Source organism: Cupriavidus plantarum (assembly GCF_905397285.1).
GTDB lineage: Bacteria > Pseudomonadota > Gammaproteobacteria > Burkholderiales > Burkholderiaceae > Cupriavidus > Cupriavidus plantarum.
This window is the reverse complement of the sequence record NZ_CAJPUX010000004.1, coordinates 506392-523770: the sequence shown is the minus strand read 5'-3', so window position 1 is coordinate 523770 and position 17379 is coordinate 506392. Positions and strand designations below refer to the sequence as shown.

The following is a 17379-nucleotide window of genomic DNA, read 5'->3' as shown; positions in this document are numbered from 1 at the left end:
CGAACATTCACGCTCTCCCACGCCGCCTAGACTGCAGCGCTGGATGATCTCCGACTCGAGCCCACATATGAAGATCCTGCTTTACTGCCTCAACTATGCGCCGGAGCTGACCGGCATTGGCAAGTACATCGCCGAGCAGGCGGAATGGCTCGCCGCGCGCGGGCACGACGTGCGCGTGGTCACCGCGCCGCCGTACTATCCGGCGTGGCAGATTGGCGAGGGCTATCGCGCGAGCCGTTACCGCCGCGAAGTCATCAACGGCGTGACGGTGCTGCGCGCACCACTATGGATTCCGGCGCGACCATCGGGCCTGCGCCGGATCCTGCATCTCGCCTCGTTCGCGGTGTCCAGCCTCGCCAGCCTGGCGATGCAGCTAGGGTGGCGGCCGGACGTGGTGTTCGTCGTGGAGCCTCCACTCTTCTGCAGTCCGGCCGCGCTCGCGCTCGCGCGCCTGACCGGCGCACGCGCATGGCTGCATATCCAGGATTACGAAGTCGACGCCGCGTTTGAACTCGGGTTGCTCAAGGGCCGGACGCTGCGCCGCATTGCCGAGGCCGGCGAGCGCTGGCTGCTGCAACGCTTCGACCATGTCTCGTCCATCTCCAATGCGATGGTCGCGCTCGCGCGCCGCAAGGGCACAAGCAACGACCGCCTGTCGCTGCTGCCCAACTGGACCGACCTCGGCGCGCTGACGCAACATGCCGGCGTGGACTTCCGCGCGCGGCTTGGCATTCCCGCCGATGCGGTGTTGGCGCTGTATTCGGGAACGATCGGGGCCAAGCAGGGCATCGAGATCCTTGCCGACGTCGCGCGGCAGCTGCGGACGCGCACCGACCTGCACTTCATCTTCTGCGGCAGCGGCGCGGGCGCCCCCGCGCTGCATGCCGCGTGCCAGGAGCTGCCGAACGTGCATTGCCTGCCGTTACAGCCCGCCAGCGACTTTCCGTCGCTACTGGCCACGGCCGACATCCACCTGATGCCGCAGCGCGCCGGCGCGGCTGACCTCGTGCTGCCGTCGAAACTGGCCGCCATGCTGGCCAGCGGCAAGCCCGTGGTGGCCACCGCGGAGGCGACTACCGAACTCGGGAAGCTCGTCACCGGCTGCGGCGTGCTGGTCGAACCGGGCGATGCCGCCGCCATGGCCACTGCGATCTCCGCGCTGGCCGACGCGCCCGTGCAGCGCCACGAACTGGGGCTGGCCGGCCGCGTCTGGGCCGAGCAGCATCTCGACCGCGACGCCGTGCTGCTGAAGTTCGAGGAGACGCTCGTGGCACTGTGCGCGCCCACGGTACAGGGAAAGCGTGCCGATGTGGACTATGCCGGCAAGTAGCCTATGCGCTGGTTTGTGGGCTGCCGAACGGTCCTCTCCGCGGTGCGGCGTCAGGATGGCAGGCATCAGGGCGCCGGTGGCGCGGAACCGGACAAAGGACCCCGCAAATGATTCAGGATCTGTCGTCGTTCAGGATGCCGCCTGGCTTCCGTGGACGCTCCGTGGTGGTGGTACAGCTGTGGTGGTGCGTGCAAAGCCTGCTGTTCCACCGCTCGCCACGGTTTGCCAACGGCTGGCGGCGCTGGCTGCTGCGCTGCTTCGGCGCGCGCGTGGGCCGCGATGTGTTGATCCGGCCCAGCGTCAAGGTGACATACCCATGGAAGGTGTCGATCGGCGACTATGCGTGGATCGGCGACGATGTGGAGCTGTATAGCCTCGCCGAGATCGAGATCGGCCATCACGCCGTGGTGTCGCAGTACAGCTACCTGTGCGCGGGCGACCACGACTACCAGCGCAGCGACTTTCCGATTCAGGGCAAGCCGATTCGCATCGGCGACGAAGCATGGGTGGCAAGCCATACGTTCATTGCGCCGGGCGTCACGATCGGCCATGGCGCCGTGGTCGGCGCCCGCAGCGCGGTGTTCCGCGACATGCCGGCCGGGATGGTGTGCATGGGTAGCCCATGCCGGCCGCTGCGGCCACGCGCGGAGGGGGCAAAAGACGCGGCACCAGAAGCGGCACGCGCGCGGACGCGGACCGCCGCTGCGCGGATCCACGAAGACTTGCCCGTCAACTAGGACGAACCATGCGGGAACTAGGCGTGGAGAGCGGGGACCTCATGATGATCGATATCTATCACAACATGCTATGGCCGAAGTACAAGGGCGCGGTATTCAGCGAGGCGTTCTCGCGGGCCCGCGACATCGGGCGCGAAGTCAGGTTCTCCCATATCGCGCCCACCGGCTACGGGCGCTCGGCGTACAGCACCGTCGATACCAGCTATCACCGGTATCCGTACCGCATCCTGTTCGACGAGCCCTATGACCGCGTGCCGCAGTGGCGCGTGGCGCTGCGCCTGATCAGTGAGGTATGGCGCTCGCGCAGCGAACTGGTGGTACTGCCCGGCTATCACCGCGTGGAGTACTGGGCCATGCTGCTGGCCTGCATGGTGCGCGGCAGGCGCCGCGGGGTGTTCTGTGACTCGACGATGCGCGACCAGCCCGACCGCCCCCTCAAGCGCCATCTCAAGCGCTTCTTCTTCCGGCGGTGCGACGGCATCTTCGTCTATGGCCAACGTTCGGCCGAGTATGTGATGGCGATGGGCGCCGACCCGGCGAAGATCATCGACCGCTGTCAGGCCGCCGCGCTGCCGCATGCGTACAGTCCCGAGCAGGCGGCTTGGCAACGCCTCTCCAACGCTCCGAGCGCCGACGCGCCGCGCTTCCTGTTCGCGGGTCTCGTGTGCCGCACCAAGGGCATCGCCGATCTGCTGCGCGCCTTCGCGAAGGTCCTGAAGCAGCAACCGGCCGCCACGCTCGTCCTCGCGGGTCCCGTCGTCGAGGGCGAGGGGCTGCGCGAACTGGCCACGTCGCTCGGCATCGATGGCGCTACCCAGTTCCTCGGCGCGCTCGATATCGATCAGCTCGCGGACCAGTATTCCCAGGCAACCTGCCTGGTGCTGCCCAGCCACACCGAAGCGTGGGGCCTCGTCGTCAACGAGGCACTCAGCTATGGCTGCCCGGTGGTCGTCAGTGACTGCTGCGGTTGCATCCCGGAGCTCGTCCACGAAGGCGAGACCGGGCACGTGTTCGTCACCGGCAACGTGGACGACCTGGCCGCGACGTTGAGCCGTGCGGTCAACAGCTTCGGCGAAGTGGAAACCGCGATGCGCAACTGCCTGCAGGTCGCCAGCCAGTACACCCCCGCATGCGCTGGCCGCTCCATCATGGACGGCTGCGTCAAGATCATCGAGGAGAACCGCCCATGAACCCGCCCCTTGCCAAGCAAAGCGCCGAGCCGGCCGCCGATGGCCCTTCGCCGGCGGCGCGGCACGCGGCGGCGCCGTCCGACCTGGCGCGTCCCGTCGTGTTCCTCGGACATCTCGGGCTGGCAAATAACGGTTTCTCCGCCGCATGCAATCGCATGCTCGAGCGCATCCGCGAACGCGGCCCGGTGGTCGTGCTCGACGTGGCCCGCCGCGGTCGCGGGACGATGGCGGGCATCACGACGCTGGGCAATCGCCTGCGCCAGTTCGCGCGCATGCTGGGCACCTGCGTGACGGCGCGCCCGCATACGCTTTATCTTGGGTTCTCCGGCGGCTTCGGACAATTGATGGACGTACCGTTCATCGCGCTCGCGCAGTTGTTCGGCATGGAGATCTATTTCCACCACCACAGCTTTGCCTATATCAATCAGCCCACGTGGTACACACGGCTGGCCATCGGCTGCGCGCCGCGCGGCCGGCATCTTGTCCTGTGTGACATGATGCGGACCGAGCTGGCACGCATCTATCGTCTGCCGCCGGACCGCGTGCAGGTGCTGTCCAATCTTGGCCTCATCGAGCTGGCGGACCCCGCCCCGCTGGAGGCGGGCGACGCTGCGCCGGAACGCGAGGCCATCAACGTGGGGTTCCTCTCGAACATCTCGGCGGCGAAGGGCATTTTCACGTTTTTCGAGGTGATCCGGCTGGCGCAGCAGATGAACATTCCGGTCTGCGCGCGCATCGCGGGGCCGGTGGAGCCCGCCATTCGCCAGCGCTTCGACGCCGAGCTCGCGCGCACGCCCTGCGTCCGCTATCTGGGTCCGACGCACGGCGCGCAGAAACAGGCGTTCTACCGAGATATCGACGTGCTGCTGTTCCCCACTACGTATCACAACGAAGCGGAACCGCTCGTCGTGCTCGAAGCGCGGAGCCACGGCGTTCCGGTGGTGGCGCATACGCGCGGCTGCATCGGCGCCATGATCGACGATCGCAGTGGCCTGCTGGTGCCGGCGGATGCCGATTTCGCCGAGGCAGCGGTACCTTTTCTGCATCGGCTGCTGCTCCAGCGCGGCGCCACCGCGGGCAATGGCGCGGATTCGCGCGCCATGCGCGTCGCGCACTTTCATGCGGACCGCATTCGCGCCGAGGCGACGCTGAGCAATGCCGTCGCCATGATCAGCCGGCGCCAGTAAAAACAAAGCCGCCCCGTTTTTGGGGGGTGGGGGGCGGCTCACCATCCACGACGCGGGTCGCCCGGATGTCCTGCTCAGATGTCGTGATAACGCATGAGCACCGCACCGGCCTGCTTCAGCGTCTGCGCCAGGGCCGCGGGCGCCATCAGCGGCGCGCCTTCCTGCTTCCTCCAGTCTTCCGAATAGCCAGGGTGCACCGACATTTCGGTAACGCCCTCGGCCAGTACGGCGGGCACCTGCGCGGCCCAGTCGCCCTGGAGCGCATCGACGCCGAGGTAGTAGTCCGTATAGCGCAGCCCACCGAAGTTTCGCAGCAGCATCGAATTGAGCGTGCCACGGACATTGTGCGACGTGGGATACCAGTTTTGCGGACGGCGCACGCGCGTGATGCCGGCCCGCAGCATTTCGTCGCGGAGCACGCGCATGATCGCCGGATACTTGTGCATATGGCCGTGGCCGTCAACGTGCGTGACGGAGACGCCGTTGTCGCGTAGTTCGTCGAGCTGGAGGCGGAATTCGCGGCGGATATCCGCGGCATCGATCAGTCCCGCCATGGCGCGCGCGCGTTGCACGCGGGCCGGAAACAGCGAGCCATCCTTGCGGCACAGCGTGCTGGCCGCGCTCTTCGGCCGCCAGCCTTCCACGATATTGAAGTGGAGTCCGAACGAGAAGCGATCGCGATTCTCGCGCGCGTACGCGCAGGCCTCCGCCGTGGCCGGCCGTCCTGCCAGGATCGTCGCGCTGGTCAGCAGCCCCGCATCGAAGCAGGCCACCGTCGCGCGGAATGTGTCGTCGTCATAGCCGAAGTCGTCGGCATTGATGATCACGCCTTTCATCCGTTTCTCCCTTTCGTTTCCCGTTGCCATGCATGGCGCCCACGCGGAACGCATGGGCCGTGTGCGCCACGTTATGCGGCGGCCGCGCAACCCTCGGTGCGTTGCGCCACGTTGCCATGATGGGGTCCGGGACCAATGTGCGAGAGCGCACCGATAGGGGCATGAGGTGCTCCTAGCATCCCATCAACCGACCATGACAGCTGTGCCTGCCATGCCGATCGAGTGACTGGGGAGATTGCCGTGAGCCATACCGAATACCCGATTACCACCAGGCTGGGCGCGATCGCGGCCATGCTGAGCGCCGCCATCGTGATGGCCGGATGCGCCGGCGCGCCTGGGATGCAGTTCAGCCCCAAGGCGCCGGTTACCGCGGTCAGCCCTGACGCCGTGCCGGACGTCACGCCCATCACGCTGGACCTTGTGCGCGAACAGCGCGCCAAGTCCAAGCCGACCAACGATGGCGTGGAAGAACTGTTCGCCAAACCCGAGCCGTATCGCATCGGCGCGGGCGACATCATCTCCGTGGTGGTGTGGGACCACCCCGAGCTCGTATTTCCGACGCAGACGTACAGCATCGGCGCCGCGTTCGAGATTCCGACCTCGAGCGGCGGCTCGAACATGCCTGGCTACGTGGTGAGCCCATCGGGCGACATCCAGTTTCCGTATGCGGGCGTAATGAAGGTGGCCGGCAAGACCGCCAACGAAGTGCGCGACGAGATGGCCCGCATCCTCTCCCGCGTGGTGCGCGATCCGCAGATGACCGTGCGCGTGCTTGGCTTCCGCAGCCAGCGCGTCTATGTCGACGGCGAGGTCAAGACGCCCGGCATGCTCGCCATCGACGATGCGCCGATGACGCTCGTGGAGGCGCTCAACCGCGCCGGCGGCGTGCTGAACCTTACCGGCGACAACAGCCGCGTGCGTGTGACGCGCGGCGAACGTAGCTGGTACGTCAACATGCCGGCGCTGCTGGCCAAGGGCACCGATCCCTCGCGCATCCTGCTGCGCTCCGGCGACATCGTGCGCGTCGAGCAACGCGAGGACAGCAAGATCTTCGTCACCGGCGAAGTGGTCAAGCCCTCTTCGCTGCTGATGCGCAACGGCCGCATGACGCTCAACGAGGCGCTCGGCGACGCGGGCGGAGTGAATCCCGCCTCCGCCAACGCCGAGCAGATCTTCGTGATCCGCAAGCAGAACGACGGCAACCCGAAGGTCTATCACCTCGACGGTACGTCGCCCGTCGCGCTTGCGATCGCGGAAAGCTTCGAACTTGAACCGAAGGACGTCGTGTATGTGGACGCGCGCGACCTCGTACGCTGGAGCCGCGTGATGACGCTGCTGATCCAGCCGGTTGTCGGCACGGCCAGCATCGCGCGTCCGTGACAGGAGACCCGATGGACCGGATGCAAACCGTCCGCACGGTCCTCGTCGTGTGCCTGGGCAATCGCTGCCGCAGTCCGATGGCGGCCGATCTGCTGCAGCGCGCGTTGCCGGACTGCAGCGTGATTTCCGCGGGCCTCGAGCCGCCGCGGGACCTGCCGGCCGACCCACGCGCGGTGCGCCTGCTGGCCACCGAGGGCTACGACCTTAGTGCCCACCGCACGCGCGCCATCGACGCCTCGCTCGTTGCCATCGCCGACCTCGTGCTGGTGATGGACAACGAGCAGCGCGAGGCGCTGGAGGAGATGTATCCCAATGCACGCGGCAAGACGTATCGCCTGTGTGAGAAGGAAGAGACCGATGTGCCCGATCCCTATGGTGGATCGCAAAGCATGTTCGTCATCGTACTTGGCTTGATCAAGCTTGGTGTTGAATCATGGTCGGCAAGAATCCATGCCGCGGAGCCGACCCATCACGACGGAGGGGCATGATGAGCAACGTTAGGAGTTTCCGGGATCGGGCGCCCGATACATGGGAAGAAGACGATAAACCGATCGACATGACCTCCTATCTGGACGTGTTGATCCGCTACCGATGGACCTTTATTCTCGTCGCTGCGGCGATTTTGGGGTGCGGGCTGCTCTATGCCTTCCTGGCAAGACCCGTGTATCGCGCCGACATGCTGGTGCAGGTGGAAGACACGACCCCCGGCAATTCGGCCACCAAAATGGTCGCGAACATCTCGCCAGTGTTCGACGTCAAGCCGGCCGCCTCGGCCGAGATCGAACTCCTGCGCTCGCGCATGGTGGTTGGCAAGGCGGTGGATTCGCTGCGCCTCGACATCGAGGCCGCGCCGAAGTACCTACCGCTGATCGGCGCCGCGATCGCAAGCTATAACCCCGAGCTGACGAAGCCCGGCCTGTTCGGCTTCGGCGGTTTTGCCTGGGGCGGCGAGTCGATCTCCGTGTCGCGGCTGGACGTGCCCGCCGAAATGGATGGCCGCCGCATGGTGGTCACCGCGCTCGGCGACAAGAAGTACCGGCTCAGCTTCGCCAGCAACGACCAGACGGCCGAAGGCACCGTGGGCGCGCCGCTGACCGTGGCATTGCCCAGCGGCGACGTCACGCTGCAGGTCGAGCGGCTCGATGGCCAGCCCGGCGCGCAGTTCGTCGTGCGCCATGTCGGCCGCGGCGCCGCGATCACGCAACTGCAGGACCAGCTGATGATCGGCGAGCGCGGCAAGCAGAGCGGCGTGATCGGCGTGGCGCTGGAAGGGTACCTGCCCGGCAAGACGGCGGCGATCCTCAACGAGATCGGCAACGAGTATGTCGAGCAGAACGTGCGTCGCAAGGCGGCGGAAGCCGAGAAATCGGTCGCGTTCCTCGAGGGCCAGTTGCCGCAGCTCAAGCAGCAGGTGGAGACCGCAGAAAGCCGCTACAACGCGATGCGTAACCAGCGCGGCACGATCGATCTCAGCGAGGAATCGAAGCTGATGCTCGCGCAGTCGGTACAGATCCAGACGAAACTGCAGGAACTGCGCCAGAAGCGCCAGGAGCTGATCGCGCGCTTCACCGGCAACCATCCGACCATCGAGATCCTCGACAACCAGATCGCGGGCCTGACCGGACAGCTGAACGGCGTGAGCGGCAAGATCCAGCGTCTGCCTGAAGTCGAGCAGAACGTGCTGCGCCTCATGCGCGACGTCAAGGTCAGCACCGAGCTCTATCAGTCGCTGCTCAACGATGTGCAGCAGCTGCGCCTGGTGAAGGCCAGCAAGGTCGGTACGGCGCGACTGGTGGACCCGGCCGAGGTGCCCATGAAGCCCGTGCGTCCCAATCGCATGCTGATCGCGGGAACGTCGGCGGCGCTAGCGGTGATCGCGGCCCTGCTGGTGGTGGCCATGCGGCGCATGCTCGACGGCGGCGTGACGGACGCGGACGAGATCGAATCACAGTGCGGCATGACGGTGTATGCCACGATCCCGATGAGCCCGCAGCAGGCACGCCTGACGCGCGCCAAGTCCGCGCCGAACGATGTGCTGGCGATCCAGCAGCCCGACGACCCGGCGATCGAAAGCCTGCGCAGCTTCCGCACGGCACTACAGTTCGCGCTGCTCAACGCGCCGGACAACCATGTGGTGCTCTTCACGGGGCCGGCGCCCGATGCGGGCAAGTCGTTCCTGTCGGCCAACTTTGCCGTGGTTGCCGCGGCGTCGGGCCGCCGGGTGATGCTAATCGACGGCGACCTCCGTCGCGGCGAGCTCAATAGCCGCTTCCATGCGACGCGCAAGCCAGGCCTAACCGAACTGCTGACCACCGGCGCGGACCTCGACGAAGTGATCCAGCAAGGTGTGGCGCCGAACGTGGACTTCATCTCCACCGGCGCGGTGCCCCCACTCGCGGCCGACATCCTGCAAAGCCCAGGCATGGACCGCCTGCTGGCCACGCTGCGCGACCGTTACGACCTCGTGCTGATCGACACGCCGCCGGTGCTGGCGGCTTCGGATGCCAGCATCCTCGCGCCGAAGGCGGGCGCGGTGTTCCTGGTGGCCCGTGCGGACGCCACCACGGCCAGCGAGCTCACCGCCGCCCGGCGCCTGATCGAACAGGCGGGTGGCGATGTCAAGGGTGTCCTGTTCAACGGCCTGAAGGTGGAGGGACGCTGGTACCGCGCGCACTACCGCTTCGGCAAGTATCGCTACCTGAACCGGTACGGCAGCACCGAACAGGCAAAGCGCGCTTAAGTCAGGTTCTGAAGCGCATGAGAAAGGGGCTGAGCCTTGCGGCTCAGCCCCTTTTCGTTTTGTACGATGTCGTGCAGCGAGATCGGCCGTTGTTCAGCCGATATATTCCACAAGCGCGACCGCGCCGCCGCCCGGCGATTGATCGGTGCCGGCGCCCGCCACCAGGCTCAGCGTGCAGTGCTGCCGCGTGGTGCAGCGGAAGACCGTGCGCTGGTCCGTCAGGCCGCCGGCCGAGAGCGACTGCATGCGCAGCGTCGCAAGGACCGTCGGCTTGGTTTCGCCGCTCTGGATCGTGTAGACGCCCGCCCCCGACGACGATGCGGCGCCGGGCGGTACATCGAGGATCACGCGCGTGACGATCGCGTTGAGCGGCAGCACAACGGTCTGGGCGCCGTCGGCCGCCGACGGCAGCCTGCCGAACGCATTCTTGAACGAGACGACCTTGGTGCGGACCGTGGCGGACGCCGCCACGTGCCAGCCGATCTCCGCGTCGGCGAAGACGCCGCCGGACGAGTCGCCGCGGCAGCCTTCCATCGTCACCACGCGCCGGCGGCCGAGCTGGTTGCCCGCCTCCGTGAACAGCACGGCTTCATCCGGATGCTTGTAATTGAGGAAATCGCAATTGCGATAGACCGCGCGGCCCTGCCCCGCCGGCCCCTGGCCCGCGTTGTACTGGTGCTTGCCCATGATGGCGCAATTGTCGAACACCACCTGCGCGCCCGCGGTATTGCCGGGCGAGAACACCGCGGAGATCACGCCAGCGGAGAACGGCTGGTACACCTGCGAGCCGAAATCGCAGTCCTTGAAGCCGATATTGCCCTGCTCCCACTCGCTGTAGATAATCCCGGCGTTCTTCGTCTTCTGCTCGACGCGCAGCCCTTCGGCCTTGAACGAACACACGCCGAGCGCATGGTTGTTGCCGCGCAGGTTGAACAGGTAAGTCTGGCTGGTCGGCTCGAAGCCGCTGACGTCGCAGTCGGTCAGCTTCACGTTGCCGCCGCGCTGCATGTCGATCCAGTTGCTCGAGGACCAGTACTTGCAATGATCGAACCAGTAGTTGAGGAACTGGTCGGAAGTGTTGTCCTTGCCAACGAAGAGGAACGATTTCCAGTTTCCCGCCCAGGCGCAGCGCCAGAACTTCCATTCGCTGTTGCAGTTCTCGCCCGTGAGGTTCGCGCCATAGCGCCAGTCACCCGTAAAGATGCAGTCGTCGAATGCATAGTCCTGCGCCCCGCCCGCGCTCACGCTGTCGATGAGGTCGTTGTTGGGCGCCTTGCCATGGAACTGCAGATTGCGGAACCGCACGACGAGCGCCTTGTCCTGGTTGCGGACGAGCGCGCCCGCGCCGCGAGGCTCATAAAGGATCACCACCGATCCGGGCGGGCCATCGCCTTCGATCACAAGGCCCTGCGTGCGGCCCGAGAGCAACGAGGAGTCGAAGAGCGCCCCGGGACGCGTCAACCGGTAGGTGCCGGGCGGCAGCACGATGCGCTTGCCGCCGATGAGGTTTGGGTTCTCGCCAAATGCGGACGTGCGCACCTGCGACGCCATATTGCGCATGGCGCTGGCGAAGGCGCCGTCCGACGGCGAACGGCCGGTCGGGTCCAGCCCGGAGAACTCGGCCACGGAGACCACCCGTTCGGCTGGGCCATCGTCACCGGGGCGCGCGAGCGCGTTGCGCGACGCGCCCGTTGCCGCGAGCACGGCTCCCGTGCCGCCGATCAGCCCGATACGGGCGAGGAAGCTTCTGCGAAGACTGGGCATGTCATGTGTCCTTGTAGCGATTGTGATGGCATGGGCCTGGGCGATGCGGCGCGACTGCGTAATCGCGTGATCGCGTGATCGCGTCACTGAGTCAGCAGGAACGACCAGAGCGCCGTGCAGTCGGCGTCGGTGAGCTGGTATTGCGGCATGGCCTTGGCCAGCAGCACACCGCCCACGTCGACGCTACTGGAGAGCGCCTGGCAGAAGCCGTTGCGGTCATAAGCGGTCGGCGGGCCGCCGCGGCGCGGGGTCAGCGTGAGCAGGTAGTCGGCGGTCAGCCGCGGGCCGAGGGGTTCGGCACCGCGTGACGGCATATGACAGTTGATGCAGCGCACCGCCGCCGCGGGCAGCGCGCGCGTCTCGCCGCGCATGTGCGCGGCGACCGGCGCATCGCCCGTGAAGATGCGCCGGCCCTGTTCGGCATCGACGGCCGCTTCGGCCTGTACCCACAGGCTGGCGGCGGCCATCAGCCATGCCAGCCTGCGCAGCCGGGCGCTGGCGCGCATCAACGCACGCGCACGATCGACGCCACGCTAGGCACCCCGGCGGCGTTCATCGCGAACAGCATGTAGTAGCCGGGCACCGCGATGCCGGGATCGGCCGGAATCTGCAGCTGGTACTCGCCGCTTGTGCCGACCGTGAAGTTCAGCGGAATGCGGCGCTGCTCGTTGTTGACCGAGTGCGTGACCGAAGACATCCGCACGAGCGAGAACTTCTGCATGCCCGTCGTGGCGGTCACGGCGATCGTCGTACCAAGATACGCATCCGCCGGCGCCGCCGTGATGGTGGGCCGCGTCGCCGCGGTGCCATTCGCATTGAGCAGGTAGGGCGGCGTCAGGATCTCGACGTTCGGGTGGTTGGTCGCGCAGCTGCCGCACAGGCCCCCGCCACCGCTGAGCACGCGGCCATCGGGCAGCAGCAGCGCCACGCTGTGATACGTGCGCGGCGTGGCCATGGAGGCGAGGCGCGAGAACTTCTCGGTTGCCGGATCCCACAGCTCGGGCACCAGCACCGCGCCGTCGTCGCTGAACGTCACCGGCCATGCCTGTCCGCCGATCACGACGATCTGCCCGTTGGGCAGCACCACGCTGTTGTGGAAGGCCCGTGCGTACGCCATCGAGGCCACCTTGCGCACCGTCGGCGTGGTGGTCCGGATGTCGATCACATGCGCGTTCGCGGTGGCGTTCGAGTTCTCGTAATCGGGCGCGCCGCCGACCGTGAAGATGCGGCCGATGTCGTACAGCACCGCATTACCGTTCATCGCATCCCCATCGGCCGCGCGCGTACCGGCCGATGTCACGCCGCCATTGCCGGCAGTATCGATCCAGTTCATCTGCTTGCTCGGACCGGCATGGAACACGCGGCCGTTGGACACCGCGAACAGCCAAGCATGGTTGTCGGAGCGGTAGATGCCGCCTGCGTCGCCGGTGAGGATGTAGTCGTCCCACACCGCGCTGTTCAACCGCCATCCCGTGGCCGAGGTCCACGTCTCGCCGTCCTTGTCGCCGATGTTGCCGCTCCACGAACCGCCGATCGTGAACACACCGCCATTGCTCAGCGTCGCGGCGCCCTGGTAGCCCCGGCCCCGAACCATCTGGGCCGCGGTGGTCCATGCGTTGGTGCTGGGGTTGTAGATGCTGGTCTTGGCATCGCTGCTGCCCCCATTGACCAGGATCCGCCCATCGGGCAGGTTGGCGGTGCCCGGGCAGAACATGTCGTGCTGCGTGTTCGTCACCAGCTTTTCGGTCGACGAGTTGTTCGCCGGATTGAAGATCGCGGTATAGGTCTGGCCCGCGTCGCCGCCAAAGTTGAAGCGATCGTAAGCGGACCATACGAGCACGCGGCCGTTAGGCAGGTTCGCGGCGGCAGCGGGCACGAGCGGCAGCGTGATCGGCGACGTCCACTTCGACGGCAGCACGGTCACCTGCTGGATCGTGACGTTCCATGTCTGCGCGACGGCGCCCGTGCAGGTTTTCTGCAACACGGCCTGTCCATCGGCCGCCGAGTTCGGCGCCAGGCATTTGCCGCTGTGCGCCGCCACGATCGCGTAGCCGCCGTTCTGCGCGCGCAGCGTGTAACGCTGATTCGTCGTGCCGCTGCAGGTCCATTGCAGCGCGGGCGCGTTGTCCGCCGTGCTTGCGTACTGAATGTCGAGGCACTTGTTGCTATGCGAAGCCGCGAGCTGGTACTGCGTACCGAAGCTCGTCAGGATCCATTGCTGGTTGGCATCGCCATGGCAGGTCCAGATGATGGCGGGCGCGTCGTTGTCGACGACGCCACCCGAAATGTCGAGGCATAAGTTGGTGCCGCTGAGCTTGATGGGCACGGGGGCCGATTGTGCATGCGCGGGCGCGGCGCACAACAAAAACAGCGCGATGCACGCGCCGATCCATCTGGGCAGCCATGCAAGGGGCGACCAGTTGCGAGTGTGATGATTCATGATGGGTTCCCCTGAAGTGAACCGGATTAGCACGTTATGGTTTTGGTGTCTGCGTGGGTCTGGGTGTGTCCGCGTGTGCCGTTATGTGTTCGCCAAATGATCGAGGACGTTGATCACGTCCGCGGGTTCCGGCAGCGACGGACTACGCCAGCACAGCTGAGCCGCCGCGTTAAAAAAATAGACCTGTGTGGTGTGGCGATCGAGGTTGGCGTCCGGCGGGCTGCCGGCCAGCGCGCTGCGCACATCGCGCGCATCGCTGACGGGAATCGCGCCAGCCCATTTGGGCCCGGCGTTCATCTTGCGTAGCCATTCCTGCATCGATTGAGGCGTATCGCCGAGCGGGTCGATGCTTAGCGAGAGCAGCCGCTTGGGGCGGCGACCGCTATTGCGGTCGAGACCCTCCTGCACGGCGCCGAACATCGCGCCCTGCAGCGGACAGACCGAACTGCAGCCGGTGAACATGGTTTGCACGGCCGTGGCCTTGCCGCGAAGCAGCTCGGGCAGCCTGCGGCGCTGGCCGGTGCTGTCGAGCACCCAGATGTCTGGCGCGGCGACCAATGGGTCCACCGGCCCTGTACCGATATGCGCCGCGAGGTCGCGCGCAGCGACGGCAAGGGCAGTGACTGAAATGCTGCGCAACCATGCACGGCGGGTCCAGCTCATCGAAACGCTCCAACCTCGAAATGCCAGTGCATGCAGCACCGGATGATCGCGTCATCTTGCGAGTCCGACGGCGCGTTCATCCGTGCGCTTCCGCACAAAGTTCGTTTTCGGGGTGAGGCCGCTCTCTGTCACCATCCGGATAGGTGGTCAAACAGACCGATGACGGCGAACCACTGTTCTCATAGTTGGCATCGATACCCCAACAACGCGAAGAATTCAGGGAGAAAACGTGAACCCGCATCCGACACCAGGCGCGGCGCACGCGCACCGCATCGCCGTCGTGCTTGCCACGAAAGGACGTAGAGAAGCGCTCTCGCACGTGTTGCGACTGCTCGAGACGCAGACACTCGCACCGGCGATCGTCATCGTCTCGGCGACCTCGCACGATGACGTGGAGATGTCATTCGACACGACGTTGCCGATCGAGTATGTCTTCGGGCCCGCAGGCCTCCCCGCGCAACGCAATCGCGGCCTGGATCGCGTACTGCACGCGAGCGACATCGTGGTGTTCCTGGATGACGACTTCGTTCCCGCATCCGACTGGCTCGAACGCTGCGCGGAAGGACTCGACGCGCGCCCCAATGCCGTCGGCATGACGGGCGCCGTGATACGCGATGGTGCCAACGGCGATGCGCTCGACTGGAATCAGGCCGCCGCGTTGCTGGCCGACGATGCCGCGCACGCGCCTGCCGGAGGGCTGGTACCGGTCGGCAAACTGTACGGCTGCAACATGGCCTATCGCTGCGCCGCGATCGCGGATCTGCGCTTCGACGAGCGCCTCGTGCTGTACGGGTGGCTCGAGGACATGGACTTCTCGCGCGCCGTCGCGCGGCGCGGCCAGTTGCTCGAAGTGCATGCCGCGCGCGGCGTGCATCTCGGCCTGCGCTCGGGCGGCCGGACGTCGGGCAAGCGGCTCGGCTTTTCCCAGATCGTCAATGCCTGGTACCTGTATCAGAAGGGCGCGTTATCGGCGCGCGAGGCAATCCTCAACACGTGCCGCGCGCTGCTCGCCAATGGCGGCAAGGCGCTCTTTCCCGAAGCGCATATCGATCGCCGTGGCCGGCTTGCTGGAAATCTGATCGGCCTGCGCGAGCTGCTGTCGGGCCAGTGCCGTCCCGAGCGAAGTGCCGAACTCTGACGATCTCGCAGGATCCGCAGTCGATGATCGATAGCCGAAGGTCGCGCCGACACGATGGTCGGCGCGACCTTCAGCTTTTCTGCCTGGCCACGGGGTTCTGTGCCGTGCGCGCGGGGGCACGCACGGGCCGGGGGGGCCGTACGGTGCTCCGAGCGGCCGCGCGATCGACGCGTACCATCTGGCGCGCGAGCGACTCGCGCACGCGTGCCACGTGTGCCAGCAACTGCTCGGCAAACGCCTCGCGGCTCGCCACGAGGAACAACGAGTGATCGAGCATCGGCAGGATGCGGACATCGACGGACGGCAGCGATTCGATTGCTTCGAGCTGCCTGCCGAAGCCCAGCCGCAATTCTCGCAGGCCCACGTCGCTGCAGCCATAGACGAAGTCGGTCCGCACGCCGCGCCGGTCCAGTTCGCGCACGGCGCCGCACGCGAATTCGGACACCGCGGACTCGCCCCCCTCCGGGGTATTGGCGCCGGCACCGGCCGCGCGCGCGCGATGGCGAATGCGGCGCAGGGTCGCGCTGAGGATGCGCCCGACGCCGAGTCGCCCGCTCAGCAGCCGGCGCCAGTTCTCCCATTTGCACGCCGCCGCCAGATACACGCGCGCCGAGCGCAGATCGTCCGAGGCCTCGGTGTCGTCGGCGGCGTCCCAGCGAAACTTCACGAGATTCGCGAGCACAAGCCCGGTGACGTTCGGATTGGCGAGCGCCGCGTGCAGGCTCAGAAACGCGCCCGAGCACACACCGGCCAGCACGATGTGGCGGTATCCCTGCGCGCGCATGCCGTCGACGGCCAGGCTCACGTCGTGACGCGCGATGCGCGAGTAGATCGTGGACAGATTCATCGTCCGCGCGGCGCACACGCTGTCGCCGAGCAGCGACACGTCCAGCCGCAGGGCCGCGACGCCATGGCGCGCGAGGCGGCGCGACAACTCCACGAAGATGCGGCCATCGCCGACGTGATGGTTACCGCCGGTATTCGGGAAGACGACGACGATGTCGGCCGGCGCGCGCTCGGGTGCGCACAGGATGCCGAACAGACGCCCGTTGGCGAGCCGCATGGGCTGCTCGACCACGCCGTCCGCCACAAGCGTATCCGGTGGCGGCGGCACCGGATCTTCGGTGGTGACCATGCGGAGCCTCGATAGCTCCGTGACCCAGGCGACCACCGCCGACCACGCGCGCGCGGGCACATCGGCGAACTCGGACGAACGCATCATCATCGGGTACTCGTCGAATCCGTCGAGCCGCACCTGCGCGCCGTGCGCGCGGAACTGCGCAGCGAGCGCGGGGGCGGGCGATACGTGCTCGGGTCCCGCGTCGAGCAGCAGTACGCGCGGCGCGGGCGTCCTGTCCAGCGTATCGAGCCGCACCGCCTGGATCGCCTGTACTGTGGCGGCGGGCAAGCGGAAGCTCAACACATCCATATCGCCAGCGGGTGCAGGGGGCGGCTGCAGTTCGGGAATCGCGCTGTTGCGCCAGCCGGCATGCAGGGCCCGCAGTTCGCGCAGATAGGCGCGGCCATCGGCCACGGGGGACAGCATCGCGACGCCGGACGCGCCCACGCGCTCCGCCGCGAGTGCGGCCAGCGATGCGCCGAGGCGCAGGCCGCATAGCACGACGTGCGTTACACCGCTCTGCCCGCGCAGCAGCGCCGCGCCTGCCGCGATGTCGGCGACGGCGCGCGCGATGAAGCCCGGCTCGCCGGATCCCGCGCCGCGATCGGAGGAACCGGACGGACCGGACGGACCGGACGGACCGGACGAATCGCCCGTGCCGGCATAGTCGAAGCGCAGCACCGGGATCCCCGCGGCAGCCAACTGGTCGGCGAGGTGACGCCATGCCCGGTGCGCCCACATCGCTTCATGACCCAGGGGCGCGCACAACACCACCCCCGTATCCCTCGTGCCGAGGGGCCCCGTACCGGCGTGCAGCCATCCCGCACAGCCGTCAAATATGACTCGTTGCATCG

14 protein-coding genes are annotated in these 17379 nt (G+C 66.9%); 8 read left to right on the top strand and 6 right to left on the bottom strand.

All coding sequences use genetic code 11. From position 1 onward, the window contains the following. The first annotated feature begins 67 nt into the window (after window positions 1–67). The 4 genes from KHP16_RS19975 (at window position 68) to KHP16_RS19960 (ending at window position 4444) form a co-directional block, all read left to right on the top strand. Window positions 68–1330 (top strand): glycosyltransferase WbuB, encoded by a 1263-nt coding sequence (locus KHP16_RS19975; protein ID WP_211960955.1) that lies wholly within the window; start codon window positions 68–70, stop codon window positions 1328–1330. Between the two features lie 107 nt (window positions 1331–1437). Next, the gene (locus tag KHP16_RS19970; protein WP_109584789.1) at window positions 1438–2067 is read left to right on the top strand and encodes a putative colanic acid biosynthesis acetyltransferase; all 630 of its coding nucleotides are present in this window, start codon (window positions 1438–1440) and stop codon (window positions 2065–2067) included. An 8-nt stretch (window positions 2068–2075) separates the two neighbouring features. Then, window positions 2076–3257, top strand: a complete 1182-nt coding sequence (locus tag KHP16_RS19965) for a glycosyltransferase family 4 protein (protein ID WP_244835893.1) — start codon at window positions 2076–2078, stop codon at window positions 3255–3257. Further along, the gene (locus KHP16_RS19960; protein ID WP_109584788.1) at window positions 3254–4444 is read left to right on the top strand and encodes a glycosyltransferase family 4 protein; all 1191 of its coding nucleotides are present in this window, start codon (window positions 3254–3256) and stop codon (window positions 4442–4444) included. Before KHP16_RS19965 ends, KHP16_RS19960 begins: the two co-directional genes overlap by 4 nt. A gap of 74 nt (window positions 4445–4518) precedes the next feature. Here KHP16_RS19960 and KHP16_RS19955 read toward each other — a convergent pair whose 3' ends face one another. Further along, window positions 4519–5280: a ChbG/HpnK family deacetylase gene (locus KHP16_RS19955; RefSeq protein WP_211960954.1), complete on the bottom strand. Its 762-nt coding sequence runs from the start codon at window positions 5278–5280 to the stop codon at window positions 4519–4521. Window positions 5281–5571: 291 nt separating this feature from the next. Between KHP16_RS19955 and KHP16_RS19950 the strand changes: the two genes are divergently transcribed. The 3 genes from KHP16_RS19950 to KHP16_RS19940 are packed head-to-tail and all read left to right on the top strand — an operon-like array spanning window position 5572 to window position 9400. Further along, window positions 5572–6660, top strand: a complete 1089-nt coding sequence (locus KHP16_RS19950) for a polysaccharide biosynthesis/export family protein (protein WP_211960975.1) — start codon at window positions 5572–5574, stop codon at window positions 6658–6660. A 20-nt stretch (window positions 6661–6680) separates the two neighbouring features. Next, a complete protein-coding gene (locus KHP16_RS19945; RefSeq protein ID WP_109584871.1) occupies window positions 6681–7148 on the top strand; it encodes a low molecular weight protein-tyrosine-phosphatase in 468 nt (155 codons plus the stop codon). Then, window positions 7148–9400 carry a polysaccharide biosynthesis tyrosine autokinase gene (locus tag KHP16_RS19940; RefSeq protein WP_115954969.1) on the top strand — a complete coding sequence of 751 codons (2253 nt, stop codon included), beginning with the start codon at window positions 7148–7150 and terminating at the stop codon, window positions 9398–9400. The genes KHP16_RS19945 and KHP16_RS19940 overlap by 1 nt, the downstream gene beginning before the upstream one ends. 93 nt (window positions 9401–9493) lie before the next feature. On the opposite strand, the gene KHP16_RS19935 is transcribed toward KHP16_RS19940, so the two are convergent. The 4 genes from KHP16_RS19935 to KHP16_RS19920 form a co-directional block, all read right to left on the bottom strand. Beyond that, complete coding sequence (locus KHP16_RS19935; protein ID WP_109584786.1) at window positions 9494–11164, bottom strand: hypothetical protein; 1671 nt, start codon at window positions 11162–11164, stop codon at window positions 9494–9496. Between the two features lie 83 nt (window positions 11165–11247). Further along, entirely contained in the window at window positions 11248–11670 is a 423-nt protein-coding gene (locus KHP16_RS19930; RefSeq protein ID WP_109584785.1) for a hypothetical protein, read from the bottom strand. Then, on the bottom strand, window positions 11670–13604 hold the full coding sequence (locus KHP16_RS19925) for an RICIN domain-containing protein (RefSeq protein WP_211960953.1): 1935 nt from the start codon (window positions 13602–13604) through the stop codon (window positions 11670–11672). The genes KHP16_RS19930 and KHP16_RS19925 overlap by 1 nt, the downstream gene beginning before the upstream one ends. An 81-nt stretch (window positions 13605–13685) precedes the next feature. Then, complete coding sequence (locus KHP16_RS19920) at window positions 13686–14306, bottom strand: SCO family protein (RefSeq protein WP_244835892.1); 621 nt, start codon at window positions 14304–14306, stop codon at window positions 13686–13688. 190 nt (window positions 14307–14496) lie between these two features. Between KHP16_RS19920 and KHP16_RS19915 the strand changes: the two genes are divergently transcribed. Then, on the top strand, window positions 14497–15405 hold the full coding sequence (locus tag KHP16_RS19915; RefSeq protein ID WP_115954963.1) for a glycosyltransferase family 2 protein: 909 nt from the start codon (window positions 14497–14499) through the stop codon (window positions 15403–15405). A 70-nt stretch (window positions 15406–15475) separates the two neighbouring features. Here the strand turns inward: KHP16_RS19915 and KHP16_RS19910 are convergent, their stop codons facing one another. Further along, window positions 15476–17377, bottom strand: coding sequence for a serine aminopeptidase domain-containing protein (locus KHP16_RS19910; RefSeq protein WP_211960952.1), 1902 nt, complete (start codon window positions 17375–17377; stop codon window positions 15476–15478). Between the last annotated feature and the right edge of the window lie 2 nt (window positions 17378–17379).

What these genes read in the sequence shown, in the direction of transcription:
- KHP16_RS19935 (WP_109584786.1), bottom strand. Translation starts at nt 11,164, where the DNA reads ATGCCCAGTCTTCGCAGAAGCTTCCTCGCCCGTATCGGGCTGATCGGC.
- KHP16_RS19965 (WP_244835893.1), top strand. Translation starts at nt 2,076, where the DNA reads ATGCGGGAACTAGGCGTGGAGAGCGGGGACCTCATGATGATCGATATC.
- KHP16_RS19960 (WP_109584788.1), top strand. Translation starts at nt 3,254, where the DNA reads ATGAACCCGCCCCTTGCCAAGCAAAGCGCCGAGCCGGCCGCCGATGGC.
- KHP16_RS19975 (WP_211960955.1), top strand. Translation starts at nt 68, where the DNA reads ATGAAGATCCTGCTTTACTGCCTCAACTATGCGCCGGAGCTGACCGGC.
- KHP16_RS19925 (WP_211960953.1), bottom strand. Translation starts at nt 13,604, where the DNA reads ATGAATCATCACACTCGCAACTGGTCGCCCCTTGCATGGCTGCCCAGA.
- KHP16_RS19910 (WP_211960952.1), bottom strand. Translation starts at nt 17,377, where the DNA reads ATGCAACGAGTCATATTTGACGGCTGTGCGGGATGGCTGCACGCCGGT.
- KHP16_RS19970 (WP_109584789.1), top strand. Translation starts at nt 1,438, where the DNA reads ATGATTCAGGATCTGTCGTCGTTCAGGATGCCGCCTGGCTTCCGTGGA.
- KHP16_RS19955 (WP_211960954.1), bottom strand. Translation starts at nt 5,280, where the DNA reads ATGAAAGGCGTGATCATCAATGCCGACGACTTCGGCTATGACGACGAC.
- KHP16_RS19940 (WP_115954969.1), top strand. Translation starts at nt 7,148, where the DNA reads ATGAGCAACGTTAGGAGTTTCCGGGATCGGGCGCCCGATACATGGGAA.
- KHP16_RS19950 (WP_211960975.1), top strand. Translation starts at nt 5,572, where the DNA reads ATGCTGAGCGCCGCCATCGTGATGGCCGGATGCGCCGGCGCGCCTGGG.
- KHP16_RS19945 (WP_109584871.1), top strand. Translation starts at nt 6,681, where the DNA reads ATGCAAACCGTCCGCACGGTCCTCGTCGTGTGCCTGGGCAATCGCTGC.
- KHP16_RS19930 (WP_109584785.1), bottom strand. Translation starts at nt 11,670, where the DNA reads ATGCGCGCCAGCGCCCGGCTGCGCAGGCTGGCATGGCTGATGGCCGCC.